At 68.4% G+C, this 17,760-nt stretch carries 17 protein-coding genes and 1 rRNA gene; all 18 read right to left on the bottom strand.

Annotated elements, in window-relative coordinates; all coding sequences use genetic code 11:
• Positions 1 to 16 precede the first annotated feature (16 nt).
• On the bottom strand, positions 17 to 1,444 hold the full coding sequence (gene der, locus ACFTZB_RS10405; RefSeq protein ID WP_378431441.1) for a ribosome biogenesis GTPase Der: 1,428 nt from the start codon (positions 1,442 to 1,444) through the stop codon (positions 17 to 19).
• Positions 1,441 to 2,130 (bottom strand): (d)CMP kinase, encoded by a 690-nt coding sequence (gene cmk, locus ACFTZB_RS10400; protein ID WP_378431439.1) that lies wholly within the window; start codon positions 2,128 to 2,130, stop codon positions 1,441 to 1,443. Before cmk ends, der begins: the two co-directional genes overlap by 4 nt.
• Complete coding sequence (locus ACFTZB_RS10395; RefSeq protein WP_378431438.1) at positions 2,127 to 3,179, bottom strand: pseudouridine synthase; 1,053 nt, start codon at positions 3,177 to 3,179, stop codon at positions 2,127 to 2,129. The genes cmk and ACFTZB_RS10395 overlap by 4 nt, the downstream gene beginning before the upstream one ends.
• A 16-nt stretch (positions 3,180 to 3,195) precedes the next feature.
• Entirely contained in the window at positions 3,196 to 3,909 is a 714-nt protein-coding gene (gene scpB, locus ACFTZB_RS10390) for an SMC-Scp complex subunit ScpB (protein WP_378431437.1), read from the bottom strand.
• Positions 3,906 to 4,766 carry a segregation and condensation protein A gene (locus tag ACFTZB_RS10385; protein ID WP_378431435.1) on the bottom strand — a complete coding sequence of 287 codons (861 nt, stop codon included), beginning with the start codon at positions 4,764 to 4,766 and terminating at the stop codon, positions 3,906 to 3,908. Before ACFTZB_RS10385 ends, scpB begins: the two co-directional genes overlap by 4 nt.
• Positions 4,767 to 5,771 carry a ParA family protein gene (locus ACFTZB_RS10380; protein WP_378431434.1) on the bottom strand — a complete coding sequence of 335 codons (1,005 nt, stop codon included), beginning with the start codon at positions 5,769 to 5,771 and terminating at the stop codon, positions 4,767 to 4,769.
• 58 nt (positions 5,772 to 5,829) lie between these two features.
• Complete coding sequence (gene xerD, locus ACFTZB_RS10375) at positions 5,830 to 6,756, bottom strand: site-specific tyrosine recombinase XerD (protein WP_378431460.1); 927 nt, start codon at positions 6,754 to 6,756, stop codon at positions 5,830 to 5,832.
• A 1-nt stretch (position 6,757) separates the two neighbouring features.
• A complete protein-coding gene (locus tag ACFTZB_RS10370; protein WP_378431433.1) occupies positions 6,758 to 7,426 on the bottom strand; it encodes an NUDIX domain-containing protein in 669 nt (222 codons plus the stop codon).
• Between the two features lie 13 nt (positions 7,427 to 7,439).
• Positions 7,440 to 9,209 (bottom strand): CTP synthase, encoded by a 1,770-nt coding sequence (locus ACFTZB_RS10365; RefSeq protein ID WP_378431432.1) that lies wholly within the window; start codon positions 9,207 to 9,209, stop codon positions 7,440 to 7,442.
• A gap of 141 nt (positions 9,210 to 9,350) precedes the next feature.
• Entirely contained in the window at positions 9,351 to 10,301 is a 951-nt protein-coding gene (locus tag ACFTZB_RS10360; protein WP_378431430.1) for a copper transporter, read from the bottom strand.
• Positions 10,298 to 11,482, bottom strand: a complete 1,185-nt coding sequence (steA, locus tag ACFTZB_RS10355) for a putative cytokinetic ring protein SteA (protein ID WP_378431429.1) — start codon at positions 11,480 to 11,482, stop codon at positions 10,298 to 10,300. The genes ACFTZB_RS10360 and steA overlap by 4 nt, the downstream gene beginning before the upstream one ends.
• 109 nt (positions 11,483 to 11,591) lie before the next feature.
• A complete protein-coding gene (gene recN, locus ACFTZB_RS10350) occupies positions 11,592 to 13,364 on the bottom strand; it encodes a DNA repair protein RecN (protein ID WP_378431427.1) in 1,773 nt (590 codons plus the stop codon).
• 2 nt (positions 13,365 to 13,366) lie between these two features.
• Entirely contained in the window at positions 13,367 to 14,329 is a 963-nt protein-coding gene (locus ACFTZB_RS10345) for an NAD kinase (RefSeq protein ID WP_072941897.1), read from the bottom strand.
• Entirely contained in the window at positions 14,326 to 15,156 is an 831-nt protein-coding gene (locus ACFTZB_RS10340; protein WP_378431426.1) for a TlyA family RNA methyltransferase, read from the bottom strand. The genes ACFTZB_RS10345 and ACFTZB_RS10340 overlap by 4 nt, the downstream gene beginning before the upstream one ends.
• Before the next feature lies 1 nt (position 15,157).
• Positions 15,158 to 15,385 (bottom strand): hypothetical protein, encoded by a 228-nt coding sequence (locus ACFTZB_RS10335; protein ID WP_043943807.1) that lies wholly within the window; start codon positions 15,383 to 15,385, stop codon positions 15,158 to 15,160.
• A gap of 77 nt (positions 15,386 to 15,462) precedes the next feature.
• Complete coding sequence (locus tag ACFTZB_RS10330) at positions 15,463 to 16,467, bottom strand: HAD-IIA family hydrolase (protein WP_378431424.1); 1,005 nt, start codon at positions 16,465 to 16,467, stop codon at positions 15,463 to 15,465.
• A complete protein-coding gene (locus ACFTZB_RS10325) occupies positions 16,464 to 17,375 on the bottom strand; it encodes a tetratricopeptide repeat protein (protein WP_378431423.1) in 912 nt (303 codons plus the stop codon). Before ACFTZB_RS10325 ends, ACFTZB_RS10330 begins: the two co-directional genes overlap by 4 nt.
• Before the next feature lie 60 nt (positions 17,376 to 17,435).
• Positions 17,436 to 17,552 (bottom strand): 5S ribosomal RNA (rrf, locus tag ACFTZB_RS10320).
• Positions 17,553 to 17,760 lie beyond the last annotated feature (208 nt).

Here is a 17,760-nt window from a genome sequence, read left to right as displayed (position 1 = left end):
AGCGCATTCTGTCGGATCAACGACTCCGCCGCTCACGCTTTTCCCGCACCCGCACCGAGATGCGGACGGGACTGCCGTCGAAATTGAACTCCTCACGCAGGCGCCGCTCCAGGAACCGGCGGTAGCCCGCCTCCAGGAACCCGGTCGTGAACAGCACGAACGTCGGCGGACGCGTCCCGGCCTGCGTGGCGAACATCACGCGAGGCAGCCGGCCACCGCGCATCGGCGGCGGCGTCGCGGCGACGACTTCCTTGAGCCACGTGTTGAGCCTGCCCGTCGGAATGCGCTTGTCCCACGATTCCAGCGCCGTGTCGAGTGCGGGCACCAGCTTCTGCACCGCACGTCCCGTCTGCGCCGAGATGTTGACGCGCTGCGCCCACGGCACCCGCACCAGGTCCCGATCGACTTCGCGGTCGAGCTGAAGTCGGCGGTCCTCGTCGACGAGATCCCATTTGTTGAACGCGATGACGAGGGCCCGGCCGGCGTCGGCCACCATGCTCAGCACGCGCAGGTCCTGCTCGGAGATCGGCTCGGACGCGTCGATCAGCAGAATCGCAACCTCCGCGGCCTCGATGGCGCTCTTCGTCCGCAGCGACGCGTAGAACTCGGCGCCGCTGGCGTGGCTGACCCGCTTGCGCAGACCGGCGGTGTCGACGAAACGCCACGGCCTGCCGCCGAGTTCCACGATCGAGTCGACCGGGTCGACGGTGGTGCCCGCGACGTTGTGGACCACCGAACGCTCGTCGCCCGACAGTTTGTTCAGCAGGCTCGACTTCCCGACGTTCGGCTTCCCGACCAGGGCCACACGACGCGGTCCGCCGCCGGGGATGCCCTCGCGCGGGGTCTCCGGGAGGGCGGAGAGCACCTCGTCGAGAAGATCGCCCGTACCGCGGCCGTGCGTCGCACTCACCGAGTGCGGCTGCCCGAGCCCCAGCGACCACAGTGCGGCCACCTCCGATTCGGTGCGGCCGTCGTCCACCTTGTTGGCGACCAGCAGAACCGGCGTCTTGGACCGGCGCAGCACCTTGGCCACGGCCTCGTCGGTCGCGGTGGCGCCGACGACGGCGTCGACGACGAGCAGGATCGCGTCCGCCGTCTGCATCGCCAGCTCCGCCTGCCGGGCCACGGACTGCTGAAGGCCCTTGGCGTCGGGTTCCCAGCCGCCGGTGTCCTGCACCATGAACCGGCGTCCGCTCCAGTTCGCCTCGTACGAGACACGGTCCCGGGTCACACCGGGAATGTCCTCGACGACGGCCTCGCGGCGGCCGATGATCCGGTTGACGAGCGTCGACTTGCCGACGTTCGGGCGTCCGACCACGGCGAGGGTCGGAACCGGGACGTGGGCCTCCCCGTCGCCGCCGTCTTCGAGGTCGAGGACCTCCCAGTCGGATTCCTCACTCCAGGTGCCGTCGCCTGCGAACTCGGTGGTGAATTGTTCGGTCACTGCCCTGCTCCACTTCTTTCGCTTACCACCAGCAGCAACCTGCCGATCACGTCGTCGATTCCGAGTTCGCTGGTGTCGACCAGCACGGAATCGTCGGCCGGCCGCAGCGGCGACACGGCGCGCGTGGAGTCGAGGTGGTCACGACGCTGCACATCGGCCAGTACGGCCGCGTAGTCGTCGCCTCGTCCTTCCGCGAGATTCTGCGCATTTCGGCGCTGGGCCCGGGCTTCCGCCGAGGCGGTCAGATAGATCTTCACGTCGGCGTCGGGAAGCACGACGGTGCCGATGTCCCTGCCTTCGACGACGATCCTCTCGGTCTCGCCCGTGAGACGACGCTGCGCCGCGACGAGCAGTTCGCGCACCGCGGGAACGGCGGAGACAGCCGAGACGGCCTTGGTCACCGCGTCGCCGCGGATCTCCTCCCCCACGTCCTCGCCGTCGAGCAGAACCTGCTCGCCCGCCGGGTCGGTTCCGATCGACCACGGCAACCCGGCGGTCGCGTCGGCGATCGCGGCGGGATCGGTGAGGTCCACGCCCTTGCGCAGCACGTGCAGTGTCGCGATGCGGTACATCGCTCCGGTGTCGAGGTACCGGGCGCCGAGTCGCTGCGCCAGCATCCTCGAGACACTCGACTTCCCGGTTCCGGAGGGGCCGTCCATCGCGACGACCAGCGACGAGGCACTCACAGGCCCACCGCCCCGTAGAGACCGCCGACCTCGCCGCGACCCAGAACGCGCAATGTGCCGGGCCGCTGGTCGCCGAGCGCGACCGCGCCGATGTCCGTCCGAACGAGCCGGATGACGGGGTGTCCCACGGCGTCGAACAGGCGGCGCACGATGTGCTTGCGGCCCTCGTGCAGCGTGACCCGGACGAGCGACTTGCCCTCGTTGATGTCGAGGAGCGTGAACGTGTCGACCTTCGCCGGTCCGTCCTCGAGCTCGACCCCCTCCTTCAGCTTCTTACCGACGCCGCGCTCGAGAGCCCCCGACACGGTCGCCAGGTACGTCTTCGACACCTCGAACGACGGGTGCATCAGCCGATGCGCCAGATCACCGTCGTTGGTGAGGAGCAGCAGTCCCTCGGTGTCGGCGTCGAGCCGACCGACGTGGAACAACCGCTGACCGGCGGCGACCCGCTCGGAGACGATGTCACCGACGCACGGGCGACCCAGGTCGTCCGACATCGTCGACTGCCAGCCACGGGGTTTGTTGAGGGCGAGGTGAACCAGGTCCTTCTGGACGACGACGCGGACTCCGTCCACCCGCACCACCGCGTTCTCGGGGTCGATGCGCAGTCCCTGTTCGATGACGATGCGGCCGTCGACCTCGACACGACCCTGCGAGATCAGTTCCTCGGCCGCACGACGCGACGCGACGCCGGCCTGAGCGAGAACCTTCTGCAGGCGCATGCCGTCGCCCTGCGGCGGGCCGACGGGCCGATCGGCGTCGGCGTACTGGTGCCGGGCCGGCTTGGCGTTGCTGATCTTGGGGGCCTGGGCCTGTGCGCGTTGCGGCTTGGCCGACTTGGGCTTGCCACGCTTGTTCTTCGCGGCAGGGTCGGGCCTGCCGGGTTTGCCCTTCGCGGCGTCGGGCCTGCCTGATCGATGACCGGCCTCGGCCCTGTCCGAGCGTCCTCCGGTCTCCGACCTGGTGCGTCCTCCGGTCTCCGACCTGGTGGGGCGCTGCTTCTTGTTGTTGCGATCCGGTGTGCCATCTCGGCGAGCGGGTTTCTTCACTTTTGTACTATCCCTGTCAGTCTTCGGTGTCCAGCCCGGTGTCCAACTCTTCTGTGGAAGCCGTAGCTTTATTCATTCTCGCAAATCGTGGGTCAGATTCCAGACTGTCACTGATGTCATCTATCAGATCCACATCCGGCAACAACGGAGCCAACGCGGGAAGATCGGCCAGAGACGCCAAGCCGAGCCGTTCCAGGAAGAGTTCCGTCGTCGAGTACTGCGTGGCGTTGGTATCGGGATCGACGCCGGCTTCGGCGATCAAACCGCGAGCGAGAAGTGTGCGCACCACACCATCCACGTTGACGCCGCGCACCGCACTGATCCGTACGCGGGTCAACGGTTGACGGTATGCCACCACGGCCAGAGTTTCCAACGCCGCCCTCGTCAGTTTGGAGCGGGCTCCGTCGAGCAGGAGCCGTTCGACGTAGGGTGCGTACGCGGTGCGGGTGTAGAGACGCCAACCGTCACCGGCATATCGGAGGTCCATCCCGCTTCCCCGGGCGGTGAGCTCGGCGGACATGCGGTTCAGTGTCTCCGTGATGCGATTCACAGAAGCACCGGTCGCGGACGCGAGCTGCTCCGCACCGGCCGGTGAGTCCACGATCAGCAGCAACGACTCGAGGACCGCTGCGAGTTCTGTGTCCGACAGCTCGGGTTCTGCGTCCGACAGCTCGGGTTCCGTATCGACGGCGCCCTGGTCGTCCGGCTCGTCGAACGGGGCCGAACTCATCCGTAATCCTCCTCGGTCACCGGGGCATGTGTACCTTCCCCGGTCCAGCTCACCAGCAGTTCCCCGAGTGGCTCGGGCTGTTCGAACAACACGGACTGCTCGCGGTACAGCTCGAGCAGCGCGAGAAATCTTGCCACGATCAGGCCGGTGACCTCGCACTCCGAGACGAGGTCGCCGAAGCTCGCCCACTCGCCCGCTCCTCGCTCGCGGAGCAGTTCCAGCATCCGCGCCGCCTGTTCGGGGACCGACACCGCGTGCATGTCGTGCAGGTGGTCGAGTCCCACGGTGGGCTTCGGGCGGGGTGTGAACACGGTCGCGGCGATCTCCGCGAACCGCTGGGGGTCGACGCCGAGCAGCACTTCCGGCAGCAACTGGGTGAACTGGTCCTCCAGAGCTGCCGACCGCGGATACCGGCGCAGTGCGGCCGCCTCGAGTTCGCCGAACAGTTGCGCCACCTGCTTGTACGCGCGGTACTGCAGCAGCCGGGCGAACAGCAGGTCGCGCGCCTCGAGAAGCGCGAGGTCCTCGGCGTCCTCCACCTGTCCCGCGGGGAGCAGACGCGCCGCCTTCAGGTCGAGCAGTGTCGCGGCGACGACCAGGAATTCCGTGGTCTGGTCGAGACCCATCTCCGCGCCGAGCGTGCGGGTGTAGGCGATGAAGTCGTCCGTCACCTGGTGCAGCGCGACTTCCGTGACGTCCAGCTGCCGCTGGTTGATCAGGGTGAGGAGCAGATCGAACGGTCCCTCGAAGTTGCGCAGCGTCACCCTGAAGCCGGGCTTGACGGCGGGCGCCTGCGGGTCCTCGCCGTTCGAACCCTCGGTCTGCGGTGGTGCCGGAATGTCTTGCGTATTCACCACTTACCGGCCGGACCGGTGAATGACCTCGCGTGCCAGCGCCCGGTACGCCTCGGCACCGGTCGACTTGGGCGCCCAGGTGGTGATCGGTTCCCCGGCGACCGAGGTCTCGGGGAATCGCACGGTCCGGTTGATCACGGTGTCGTAGACCAAGTCCCCGAATACCTCCACGACGCGGGCCATCACTTCGCGTGCGTGCAGGGTCCGCGCGTCGAACATCGTCACGACGATCCCGGCGAGTTCGAGTCGCGGGTTGAGCCGGTCGTGGACCTTCTCGACCGTGTCGTTGAGCAGCGCCAGTCCGCGCAGGCTGAAGTATTCGCACTCCATCGGGATGATCACCGAGTCTGCGCAGGCCAGCGCATTGACCGTGAGCAGACCGAGGGACGGCTGGCAGTCGATGAGGACGTAGTCGTAGCGGTCGAGCACGGGATGCAGCACGCGTCCGAGTGTCTGCTCACGCCCCACCTCGGTGACGAGCTGGATCTCCGCCGCCGACAGGTCGATGTTGCTCGGCAGCAGGTCGAGGCCCTCGACGCGCGTCCGCATCAGGACGTCGTCGATCGAGACGCGCGGTTCGACGAGCAGATTGTGGACGGTCAGTTCGAGGTCGTTGTGCGCGACGCCGAGGCCCGCGGACAGCGCCCCCTGGGGATCGAGGTCGACGAGCAGGACCCGTCGACCGTATTCGGCCAGCGACGCACCCAGGTTGATCGTCGACGTCGTCTTGCCGACGCCGCCCTTCTGGTTGCACATCGCGACGATCTTGGCCGGGCCGTGCGAGGGTAGCGGGGCGGGTTCCGGCACCTCACGCGTCGGCCGACCCGTGGGGCCGAGTTCCTCCTCCACGACCACGGCAGCGTCGTCGAACAAGTCTGCGGTTTCGGTTTGCCGCACGTCGAACATGTCGCCCTCCGGTTGCGAGTGCTCTGACTCCGCCGCTGGCGGCTGCGGTGTCACCACGGTCCGATGATCCCCTGTTCTCTCGATGATCGCTGTCGATCCCACATCGTTATACGAACGCTACCGCCTCGTACCGTGAATTTTCCCCTCGACACGCTTTCCGCTACCGCGCCCGGGGGTGCGCTCCGGCCCACACTTCGCGCAACGCACCCACTGTCACCAGCGTATATATCTGCGTGGTCGTCACCGACGCGTGTCCGAGCAACTCCTGGACGACGCGGACGTCGGCGCCGCCGTCGAGAAGGTGGGTCGCGAACGAGTGGCGGAGCGTGTGCGGAGACACCGCCGACGAGATCCCCGCCGCGTCCGCCGCGGTCTGCAGCACCTGCCACGCGCTCTGCCGGGACAGCCGTCCGCCGCGGACGTTGAGGAACAGGGCAGGTGTCGCGCTGGACACCAGGGCGGGCCTGCCCCGGATCAGGTAGGCGTCGAGGGATTCGACGGCGGGCCGCCCCACCGGCACCACCCGCTGCTTGCCGCCCTTGCCACGCAGCAGCACCGACCGGGTCTCGGTGTCGATGTCGTCGACGTCCAGGCCGACGGCCTCGGAGATGCGGGCGCCCGTCGAATACAGCAACTCGAGCAGCGCGCGGTCGCGCACCGCCCGCGGTCCGTCTGCGGGTCCGCTGCCTCCGACCGACTCCAGCAGGGCCAGCACCTCGTTGACCGGGAGCGACTTCGGGAGCCGTTTCGCAGGCGACGGTGGCCGCACGTCCCGGGCGACGTCGACGGCGGTCAGCCCCTCGGCCGCGGCGAACCGGTGGAATCCGCGCACCGCGATCAGCGCCCTGGCCGCCGAACTCGCTGCCAGCGGGGGCAGTTCGCGGTTCGGATCACCCGTCCTCAGGGCGATCACGAAGTCGCTGACATCCTGTTCGCGGACACGGCCGATGTCAGTGACCTCCCGGTCGGCGAGGAACTGCGTGTACCGCTGAAGGTCGCGCCGGTACGAACCGAGCGTGTTGCGGGCGGCCCCGCGCTCGACCGCCATGTGGTCGAGGTACGAATCCACCTGGCGGGCGATCACCACGTCACGCCCGCGCGGCTTCGTCCCCGGCGGCACGTGCGCGCTTCCGCTCGCTGAACCGCTCGGGGCGATCGACCCAGGGGGCGCTTGCGTCGCGGAGTTCGCCGAGACCGCCAGGCCGGGACCGGGCGGCGGCGAGGGCCATCACTCCGGACGCGGCCGTGGCGTTGACGATGGTCCCGTTCAGCACCATCGACACGACCTCGTCGAACGGAATCCGCTCGATCTCGAGGTCGGCTTCCTCGTCCTCCGGGTCCGGCCTGTCCACTTCGTGCAGGTCCTCGGCGAGGAACACACGCACCGACTCGTCCGTGAACCCCGGTGAGAGAACGACATCCACGAGGACGGACCAGCGCCGGGCCGCGAGGCCGGTCTCTTCCGCCAGTTCGCGTCGGGCGGCGTCGACGGGATCCTCCCCGGGCTCGTCCAGCAGACCCGCCGGAATCTCCCACAACCGGCGCCCCACCGGGTGCCGGTACTGGTGGATCAGGACGACCCGGTCCTCGTCGTCGAGCACCACGACGGCGACGGCGCCGTGGTGCTCGACCACCTCACGTTCGGCGGTCCGGCCGTCCGGCATCGCGACGTGATCCACCCGCAGCGCGAGGATCGCGCCGCTGTAGACGGCGCGCGAGTCGAGAGTCTCGAATTCGTGCCGGCCGATGTCGGGCATGGTCGGTCTCGCCCTATCCCGCGCTGTCGACCGACGCGACCTCGTCGCGGTCGGCGGAATCGGCGATCTCGTCGTCGGCGACCGCGTGCTCCTCGCCGTGTACGTCGACGGGGAGGCGCTCCTCGAGCTTGTGCCTCAGCGCCGCGTCGACGGACGCCGCGAACAGCGGATGCGGACGCGTCGGACGGCTCTTCAGCTCGGGGTGGGCCTGCGTGGCTACGAAGAACGGGTGCTGATCGGCCGGGTACTCGACGAATTCGACGAGGTGACCGTCGGGAGAGGTGCCGCTGAACCGTAGTCCGCTCTTGGCGATCCGGTCCCGGTACGCGTTGTTGACCTCGTAGCGGTGACGGTGACGTTCCGACACCTCTTCGCTGCCGTACGCCCGGGCGACGACGGACCCCTTCGCCAGGACGGCGGGGTACGCGCCGAGGCGCATCGTGCCGCCGAGGTCCGCCTCGCCGGCGATGACGTCTTCCTGATCGGCCATCGTGGAGATCACGGGGTGGGTGGTCTCGGGCTCGAACTCGGCGGAGTTGGCGTCGTCCAGACCGACGCTGCGCGCGGCTTCGATCACGACACACTGCAGGCCCAGGCACAGTCCGAGCAGCGGGATCTTCCGGTGGCGGGCGTACCGGATCGCGCCGAGCTTGCCCTCGATGCCGCGGATTCCGAAGCCGCCGGGGATCAGCACACCGTCGACGTCGCCGAGCGCGGCCTGCGCGCCCGCCTCGGTCTCACAGGCGTCCGACGGCACCCACGAGATCTCCACCTTCGAGCGGTTCGCGAATCCGCCTGCACGCAGCGCCTCGGTGACGGACAGGTACGCGTCCGGCAGGTCGACGTATTTTCCGACCAGCGCAATCCGCACGGTCTCGCGCGGCTGGTGGACGCGCTCGAGCAGGTTTCCCCACACGGTCCAGTCCACGTCGCGGAACGGCAGTCCCAGCTGACGGACGACGTACGCGTCGAGGCCCTCGCTGTGCAGCACCTTCGGGATGTCGTAGATCGACGGCGCGTCGGGCGTCGAGATGCAGCCGTCGACGTCGACGTCGCACATGAGCGCGATCTTGTTCTTCAGCGCCGGGGGAACCTCGCGGTCGCAGCGCAGGATCAGCGCGTCGGGCTGGATGCCGATGTTTCGCAGCGCGGCGACCGAATGCTGGGTGGGCTTCGTCTTGAGCTCACCCGACGGCGCCAGGTACGGGACCAGGGAGACGTGCAGGAAGAAGACGTTGTCCCGGCCGACGTCGTGGCGCACCTGACGGGCGGCCTCGAGGAACGGCTGTGACTCGATGTCGCCGACGGTGCCGCCGATCTCCGTGATGACGACGTCGGGGCGGTGTCCCTGCAGATCCGGCCCGCTCATCGCGAGGATCCGGCTCTTGATCTCGTCCGTGATGTGCGGAATGACCTGGACGGTGTCGCCGAGGTACTCGCCGCGGCGCTCCTTGGCGATGACCGTCGAATACACCTGGCCGGTGGTCACATTCGCCTGACCGGACAGGTCGCGGTCGAGGAAGCGCTCGTAGTGGCCGACGTCGAGGTCGGTCTCGGCACCGTCCTCGGTGACGAAGACCTCACCGTGCTGGAAGGGGTTCATCGTGCCCGGATCGACGTTGAGGTACGGATCCAGTTTCTGCATGGTCACGCGCATTCCCCGCGCGGTCAGCAATTGCCCGAGGCTCGAGGCTGTGAGGCCCTTGCCGAGTGAGGAGGCGACGCCGCCGCTCACGAAGATGTGCTTGGTGGCGGTACGCGAATGAGTGCGTGACTGTGGCAAAGGGGCTCCCGTGACGACTGTGCAGGGCTTGGTCTGTTCGAGCAATGCTGGGGCCTGCCGACCCACGGGACTTCACGGTAACACCTCGGCGGACGTCCCGGAAACAACGCGCCGCGATTGCCCGCCCCGATGTGACGCGCGCTACGCCGGGGTGGCCCCCACGGTGACTCCGGTGGTGCCGGGTCCGGTGCCGTACCGGCCGGCGCCGCCGTTCAGTTGCTCCTGCAGCGCGAGCGGAACGGTGATCTTGCCCGCTTCCCGGTCGATGTTGTCGATCGTCGTGAGCGCTGCCGAGAGGGCGGCGTCGGCGCGTGCCACGGCGACCGCGCCGTTGCCCTGGGCGGAGGCCGGACGTCCGGCGAGCACTGCCCCGGCACCGCGTGAGTCCAGCGCGCCCGCGAACCGGGCCACGACCGCACCGCGATTGCCGCTGACGCCGTCCTCGACGTCCCGATCTCCGGTCAGCACCACCGCGACCTGCGCAGGCTGGACGGCCCCGTCGTCGTAGCTGACGAATCCGGCGCCGCGCAGGGTCTCGAGGGCCAGCGCCATCTCCTGGGCGGAACTCTGCGGCTGACCGGTCTCCTTGCCGAGCATGAGAACGGAGCCCAGCAGGTCGCCTGCGAGGCTGCCCTGGTCGACGGCCCCGGTCTTCAACGTGACGCCCGCGGGGATCACGTTGTTGACGACGGTCCGCAGCCGGTCACCGCCCGTGGCGTCGACGAACGAGTCGGTCAACGACACCCGCCCGGTCACCGAACCTCCTGCCTGCGCGATCATCCGGTTGACCCCGTCGAGGTCGGCGGGGTCGGCATCGGGAGTCGTCACGACCATCACGGTGCGTTGCGCGAGCGAGTCGGCGACCACGCGGCCGCCCACCGCGGAATCGAAGCCGTCGGCCGAGTTCAACTGCTCGGTCAGTTGGTTGTTGCGTTCGGTCGCGTTTTCCACGTCGGTCTGCAGGTCGGCCTTGTCGTCGCGCAGTCCCGACACAAGACCGCTCGACAACAGGCCGGAGCCCATCACCACGCCGATTGCCAGAGCCAGGAAGATCGCCGCTATGGAAATGGCATGTTGACGCAGAGAAATCACTTGAAGAACCCCTGCACCCACAACGCAAAGCTGTTCCATGTCGCGACGGTCCAGTCGAGTGCTTCACCACCCACGTTGGACACGACCAGCGCCACGATGACCGCCACGAGAGCGGCGAGGACGAGCAGCGCGATCGCTCCTCCCGACACGCGGCTGCGGTACAGGGTCGCCACGGCCTTCGCGTCCACCAGTTTCGGCCCGACCTTCAGGCGGGTCATGAACGCCGACGGGTTGCTGTCGCGGCGACCGCGGTCGAAGAACTCGTCGAGGGAGACGGTGTTCCCGACCGTGACGATCAGCGACGCGCCGTGGTGGTCGGCCAGCAGCAGGGCCAGGTCGGACGGCGATCCGGACGCGGGGAACGTCATCGCTCCGATGCCGAGGTCCTGGATGCGCGACAGCCCGGGTGCGTGACCGTCCTGGTCGGCGGGCAGAACCACCTCGGCACCCGACTTCAACGTCGCGCTGGTGATGTCCTCGGGGTCGCCGACGATGAGATCCGGGCGATAGCCCGCCGACTTCAGGACGTCGGCGCCTGCTCCGACGCCGATGAGGATCGGCGAGTATTCCTTGATGAACGGCTTGAGGTTCTTCAGGTCGGACGCGTGGTCCGGGCCGTCGGACACGATGACGACGTGCCGTTCCTTCATGTCGACGTCGACGTCGGGGACCCCGACCCCGTCGATCAGCAACGGGCTCTCGGTGCGGATGAACTCGATGGTGTTGCCGGAGAACGCCTCGAGGTGGTCGACGAGACCGGTCTTCGCCTCGATCATCCGGTCGGAGATCTCCGCCTCGGTCTGTTCGTCGCCCTTGGCGATGCGCCGTTCCCCGGAGTAGACACCTCCCCCGTTCACCCGGACCTTGCTGCCGTCTTTGATGCTCTTGAAGATCTCGGCGCCCGCCGAATCCACCAGCAGGATTCCGTTGGCGACGATCACCTCCGGGCCGAGGTTGGGATACCGCCCGGAGATCGAGGGCGACGCGTTGATCACTGCGAGAACGCCGGCCTTCACGAGGGCGTCCGCGGTTCCGCGATCGAGGTCGAGCTCGTCGAGAACGACGATGTCACCGGGTCCGACGCGGCGCAGCAACTTGGCCGTGTTGCGATCCACCCTGGCGATGCCGCTGACCCCAGGCAAAGTTTCGGTGTTACGTGACAGCAGTGCCGGCATCTTCATGGATTCGATGATGGACCGGAAGCTCGACCGACCTGTGGAGGCGCGCCGAACCGTTTACCACATCAGTCACACCATTACCACGGGGCGGCCGACGGACCACCGAGCGGGGTCAGGCGGAACGCTCGGCGTTGGCCGTCGCCAGCAGCTCCTCCGCGTGGGCGCGTCCGGTCTCCGTGTCGTCGAGGCCGGCGAGCATCCGGGCCAGTTCCACGACCCGTTCGTCGTCGGTGAGTGTGTGCACGCCACTGCTGACGACGCCGTCCTCGTCGTCGACCTTGTCGACCACCAGGTGGGTGTCTGCGAACGCCGCGACCTGCGGCAGGTGCGTGACGACGATGACCTGGTGCGTGCGGGCCAGCCGGGCCAGCCGCCTGCCGATCTCGACCGCGGCCCTCCCGCCGACGCCGGCGTCGACCTCGTCGAACACCATGGTCGCGCCGGAGTCGGACCCGGCGAGTACCACCTCGAGCGCAAGCATCACGCGCGAGAGCTCACCGCCGGACGCGCTCTTGCTGATGGGCAGCGACTGCGCGCCGCTGTGCGCCGACAGCCGGAACTCTACTTCGTCGACGCCGGACGATCCCGCATGGAGTTCGGTGCCGTCGACGGTGAGCGGGGCCGTGTCCTGGGGTCCGGCGATCCGGGGCCGGACCGTCACCTCGAGCGCCGCCCGGCCCATTGCCAGACCGGCGAGTTCGGAGCTGACCGCCTTGGCGAGTTTGGTCGCCGCCTTGACGCGGGCCGCGGTCAGTTTGGACGCGGCCTCCGCCGTCGACGCCGCCGACTCCTCCACCTGCTTCGTCAGCGCGGCCAGCGCATCGGAGGACACGTCGATCTTCTCGAGCCGCGCACGGGCGTTGTCGGCCCATTCCAGGACGCCGTCGACGTCCGCGGCGTACTTGCGGATGAGGTTCTTCAGCTCCGCCTGCCGGGACAGCAGGGAATCCAATGCCCCCGGGTCCGCCGGCAGTCCGGCGAGGTACGTGGTGAGGTCGGCGGAGACGTCGGTGACCACCGCGATCACCTCGGCGAGGCGGGGTCCGAGCCCGTCGAGTTCGGGATCGGTGGCCGATTCGATCCGGGCCCGCGCCTCGGACAGCAGGTCCAGCGCGGGCGCGGCCACGCCGTCGCCGTCCATGTCGTCGCCGCCGGCGAGCGCCGCGTGCGCTTCCTCCGCCGCCGACCGCAGCGAGTCGAGTTCGCTGAGCCTGCGCACCTCCGACACGATCGACTCGTCCTCGCCCGGGGCGGGGGCGACGCCGTCGATCTCGTTGAGGGCGAACGTCAGCTGGTCGGCTTCCTGCGCGAGTTCCCGGGTACGACCGGTCCGTTCGATGAGTTCGGATCGCGCGGTCATCCACTCGTCGCGGTGTTTGCGGTACCGCGCGACCAGCGGCCCGACCGTCTTGTCCGCGAATCGGTCGAGCGCGGCACACTGCTGGTCCGGGCGGAGCAGCCGCAGCTGGTCGTTCTGCCCGTGCACGGTGAGCAGCGGATCGGTGAACTCCGACAGCACGCCCGCCGGAACGCTGCGGCCACCCAGGTGGGCCCGGGACCGGCCGTCGCTGCCGACGGTGCGGACCGCGATGATGGTGCCGTCCTCGTCCCGCTCGGCACCGGTCGATTCGAGCAGCCGGGTCACGGCCCGTTCGACGTGCTCCGAGCCCTCGTCGGTCATGAACCGGCCCTCGACGACGGCACGCGGCGCACCGAGGCGGACTCGTCCCGCGTCTGCCCGCGCACCGCTGAGCAGGTGCAGGCTCGTCACCACCATCGTCTTACCCGCGCCGGTCTCACCGGTGAGCACCGTCAAACCTTCGTGGAATTGCGCCGACGCCTCGGAGATCACACCGAGGTTGTCGATCCTGATCTCTGCCAGCACGTCTAGGGCTTCCTTCCTCGCCACCCGGTGACGGGCAGCTCGAACTTTCGCACCATCCGGTCCGCGAACGGCGCCGAATCCAGTCGTACCCAACGAACGGGTTCCTTGCCACGCACCACTTCGACGCGGGCGCCCGCAGGCAGTTCGAGCGTCCGGCGACCGTCGCAGAACACCAGACCGTCGTGACTGCCTGCCACCGTCTCCACCGCAATCAACGATTCCGGGCTCGTCACGAGGGGGCGCGCGAACAAGGCGTGCGCGTTGCTCGGAACCACCAGCAGCGCCTCGAGCTCCGGCCACACCACGGGGCCGCCCGCGGAGAACGCGTATGCCGTCGACCCGGTGGGTGTGGAGATGAGCACGCCGTCACAGCCGAACGCCGACACCGGCCGCCCGTCCACCTCCAGCACCACCTCGAGGACACCGAGCCGGGACCGGTTCTCGATGCTCGCCTCGTTGAGCGCCCAGCCTCGTTCGATGATCTCGTCGTCCACCCGTACCAGCACGTCCAGCGTCATGCGGTGCTCGATGCGATATTCCCGGCGCACCACCTGGCCGAGTGCCTCGTCGAGGTGCTCGGCCTCCGTTTCCGCGAGGAATCCGATCCGGCCCAGGTTGATGCCGAGGACCGGAATGGACGCGGCCTGGGCGAGTTCCGCCGCCCGGAGGAACGTCCCGTCCCCACCGAGGACGAGCACCATCTCGCACCCGAGGGCCGCGTCGGGGCCTGCCTGCACGATGGTGACTTCGAGCCCGGGAACCAGGAACTCGTCGGCCGCCATGCCGTCCATCGGTTCGATGCGGGTGCTGTCGACCTCGTCGACGAGAACACGCAGTCCGATCCCGGCCCGCTCGAAGATCTTGCCGACGCGCCGCGCGGTCTCCGTGATCTCGGCGCGACCCGGATGCGCCACGAGCAGGATCTCCCGCTCGCGTTGCTGGGCGCCGCTGCTTCCCCCGCTCACTGTGGTCCCTCCTGCACCGCGGTGCGGATCAACTCTTCTACCGACTCGACCGGTACATCATCCGTCCCGGGTGTGACATCCGCGCGGAGCCACAGGAAGTATTCGACGTTCCCCGACGGCCCCGGCAGCGGACTGGCCACCGCACCGACGGTACGCAGTCCGAGCGACGCCGCCGTCTTCGCGACGTCCAGCACCGCGGCGACACGCAACTCCGGGTCACGCACCACCCCACCGGAGCCCACGTGATCCTTGCCGACCTCGAACTGCGGCTTCACCATCGGAACAAGATCTGCGCCCGCGGCCACGCAGGCGACGAACGCCGGGAGCACGAGCTTCAGGGAGATGAACGACAGGTCCGCGACCACCAGTTCGACCGGGCCGCCGATCTGCTCGGCATCGATGGATCGCACGTTGGTGCGGTCCACGACGTGGACGCGGTCGTCGGACTGCAGCCGCCACACCAACTGTCCGTACCCGACGTCCACCGCCACGACCTCCCGCGCGCCGTGGTGCAGCAGCACGTCGGTGAAGCCGCCGGTCGAGGCGCCGGCGTCGAGGCAACGCTTGCCGTCGACTTCGAGTCCGCGGGGGGTGAACGCCTCCAGCGCACCGAGGAGTTTGTGCGCGCCACGCGATGCCCAGGACACTTCGTTGTCGACCTCGACGACCCGCAGCGGGGTTCCCGCTTCGATGGCGGTGGCGGGTTTGGTCGCTGCCGCACCCGAGATCAGCACTCGGCCGGAGGCGATGAGTTCTTGCGCGTGTTCTCGGGACCGGGCCAGCCCCCGCCGAACGAGTTCGGCATCCACCCGTGCTCGACGGGCCACGTCAGATCTTGTCCACGGTGGCCAGAGCCTCCACCAGCACGTCGTGCGCCTTCTCGAGAAGGTGGGCTTTGCGTGGGATGACCCCGACGCCGTGCTCGTCGTCGGGGTCGGGTTCGACGGCTCCGAGCCGCGACAACAATCCGTCGACCTCCGTGTGGATCTTCTCGGGGTCGACACTCTGAGGAGGCCCAGGTAGATGGGCTCCCGGGCGCGGTATTGGCGTGCTCATCGGGCACAACGCTAGTCCATCGCGTTCGGATACGCATACAGCGAATCGCGTGACGAACGACGCGGGTCGGGCGGGTTTCAGGCACTCCAGCCGGAGACGACTGCGCTCACCGCGGGCGTCGTCGACGTGATCCTCGCGAAGTCGGGGAATTTCCATGCACCGACGGCCACGGCCCGCAGCAACGCAGCCGAATCCACCGAATCCACCGGATCGGCCGAATCCGCGGTCGGTTCGATCACCAGATCGGTGCCGTCGAACTCGACGGACCACCGGCTGTCCTCACCGACGACGGACTCGTCTGCGGGCCGGTTGAGCGAGTCCAGTTCGGATGCCAGGTAGGTGGGGCGCTGCTCCTGCGGGGCACGCAGAACGTCGATCGCGGTGCTCACGCCGGTGAGCACCAGCAGCGAGTCGAGACCGACGTTGTTGGCGCCTTCGATGTCGGTGTCCAGCCTGTCGCCGACCACCAGGGGCCGCACACAACCGCTGCGGCGCATCGCATCTTCCATCAACGGCGCTGCCGGCTTGCCCGCCACCAGCGGCTCGCGGGACGTCGCCGCGCGCAGGGCCGCGACCATGGAACCGTTGCCGAGGACCAGACCCCGTTCGGTGGGGAGGGTCGAGTCCAGGTTCGCCGCCACCCAGACGGCACCGGCACGGATCGCGAGCGTCGCCTCGGCGAGGATCGCCCAGCCCGTGGTCGGCGAATGCCCCTGGACCACAGCGGCGGGCGCGTCCTCAAACGACCGCACCGGACGCAAACCGACGTTCCGAACTTCGTCGGCGAGCGCGTCCGTTCCCACGACGAGCACGGCCGAATCGGGTGCGACATTCTCCGCGAGGAGCCTGGCCGCGGACTGCGAACTCGTCACCACCGTCGACTCGTCGGCGGCGAAGCCGAGTTCGGTCAGGTGTTCCGCGACGTCGCCGGGACTGCGACTGGCGTTGTTGGTCACGTAGTAGCAGGACTGCGTCCCCGCCGCCAAAGCCTCACGCGCACCGGGAATTTCCTGCGGTCCCTGGTACAGCGTGCCGTCCAGGTCGAACAGCAGACCGTCGTAATTCTCGCGCAGGGTCGTCACTGATCGTCTCCGGTCAGCTCGGCCACACGCTCCTCCGCGTCGGTGTCACCCTCGAGATCCGCCGCAGCGGAGTTGAGGAACCACTTGAGTCCGTCCTCGATGCGACCGGCCGCGACCAGGGCATCCGCGTACGCGTAGAACAGACGAGCGGCACCGGGACCGGTCCGGGAGGCGTCCAGGTCCGGGGTCTGCAGCGTGACGACGGCCTGATCGAACTGTCCGAGGTCCATGCGCGCTCCGGCGACCACCATGCGCAGCTCCGCGGCCTCGTCACCCGACAGCGCTGCCGCTTCCTCGCTTCGCCCGAGTTCGATCGCTCGCTCCGGGCGCCCAAGTCCACGTTCGCAGTCCGCCATCACCGCGAGCAGTCCGGGACCGCCCGCCATACGACGAGCAGCACGCAACTCCGACAGCGCTTCCGCCCATTCACCGGCGTGGTACGCAGTGATACCCGCGGCCTCACGGACAACCGCGATGCGACCGGCACGCTGACGCGCAGCCCGGGCATGCGCGAGTGCGAGACGCGGATCGTCGTCGACGAGTTTGCCGGCCATCACCAGATGGCGCGCAACAGTGTTCGCGTTCGTCTTGTCCAAGCTCAGCAGATCGCGGCGGACACTCGGATCCAGTTCACCGGCCTCGACGTTCTCGGGCAGATCCGGTTCGTCCGGACGAGCCTGCTGCCGCTGCGGACGGTCACCTTCACGTCCGCGAGGCGCGAAGCCGCCCTCGCCGCCACGACGGGGTCCGCCACCGCGACGATCGCCGCCTGCGCCACCACGATTGTCGCGCGAATCGCGGCGAGGACCGCCGGCGCCGCGGTTAGCACCGGAGGCACCGCCGCGGTTAGCACCGGAGGCACCGCCGCGGAAGGACCGACGTCCGTCGTCACTCTCCGACACAGTCATTCCTTTCACACAAACCACGAAAGGGGACCCAGTATATTGGGTCCCCTTTCGGTAACGGATGTTCGGCGGTGTCCTACTCTCCCACACCCTGTCGGGTGCAGTACCATCGGCGCTGGAGGGCTTAGCTTCCGGGTTCGGAATGGGACCGGGCGTTTCCCCTCCGCTATGGCCGCCGTAACTCTGTGAAATCAACACTCCACCACGGTCTTCGGTGGAGTGTTGATGTCACAGACCCCCCTTTTCTTCAAAAAGGGTCTGTGTTCACTCCACCACTTCCCGCAGGGAACGTGTGTGTTGTTTCAGATACTGCACAGTGGACGCGTAGCTTCTTTGTGGTAAGTCCTCGGCCTATTAGTACCAGTCACCTGCACCCGTTACCGGGCTT

The organism is Rhodococcus sp. NPDC057014 (assembly GCF_042673295.1).
GTDB lineage: Bacteria > Actinomycetota > Actinomycetes > Mycobacteriales > Mycobacteriaceae > Rhodococcus_F.
This window is presented reverse-complemented; position numbering and strand designations above follow the sequence as displayed.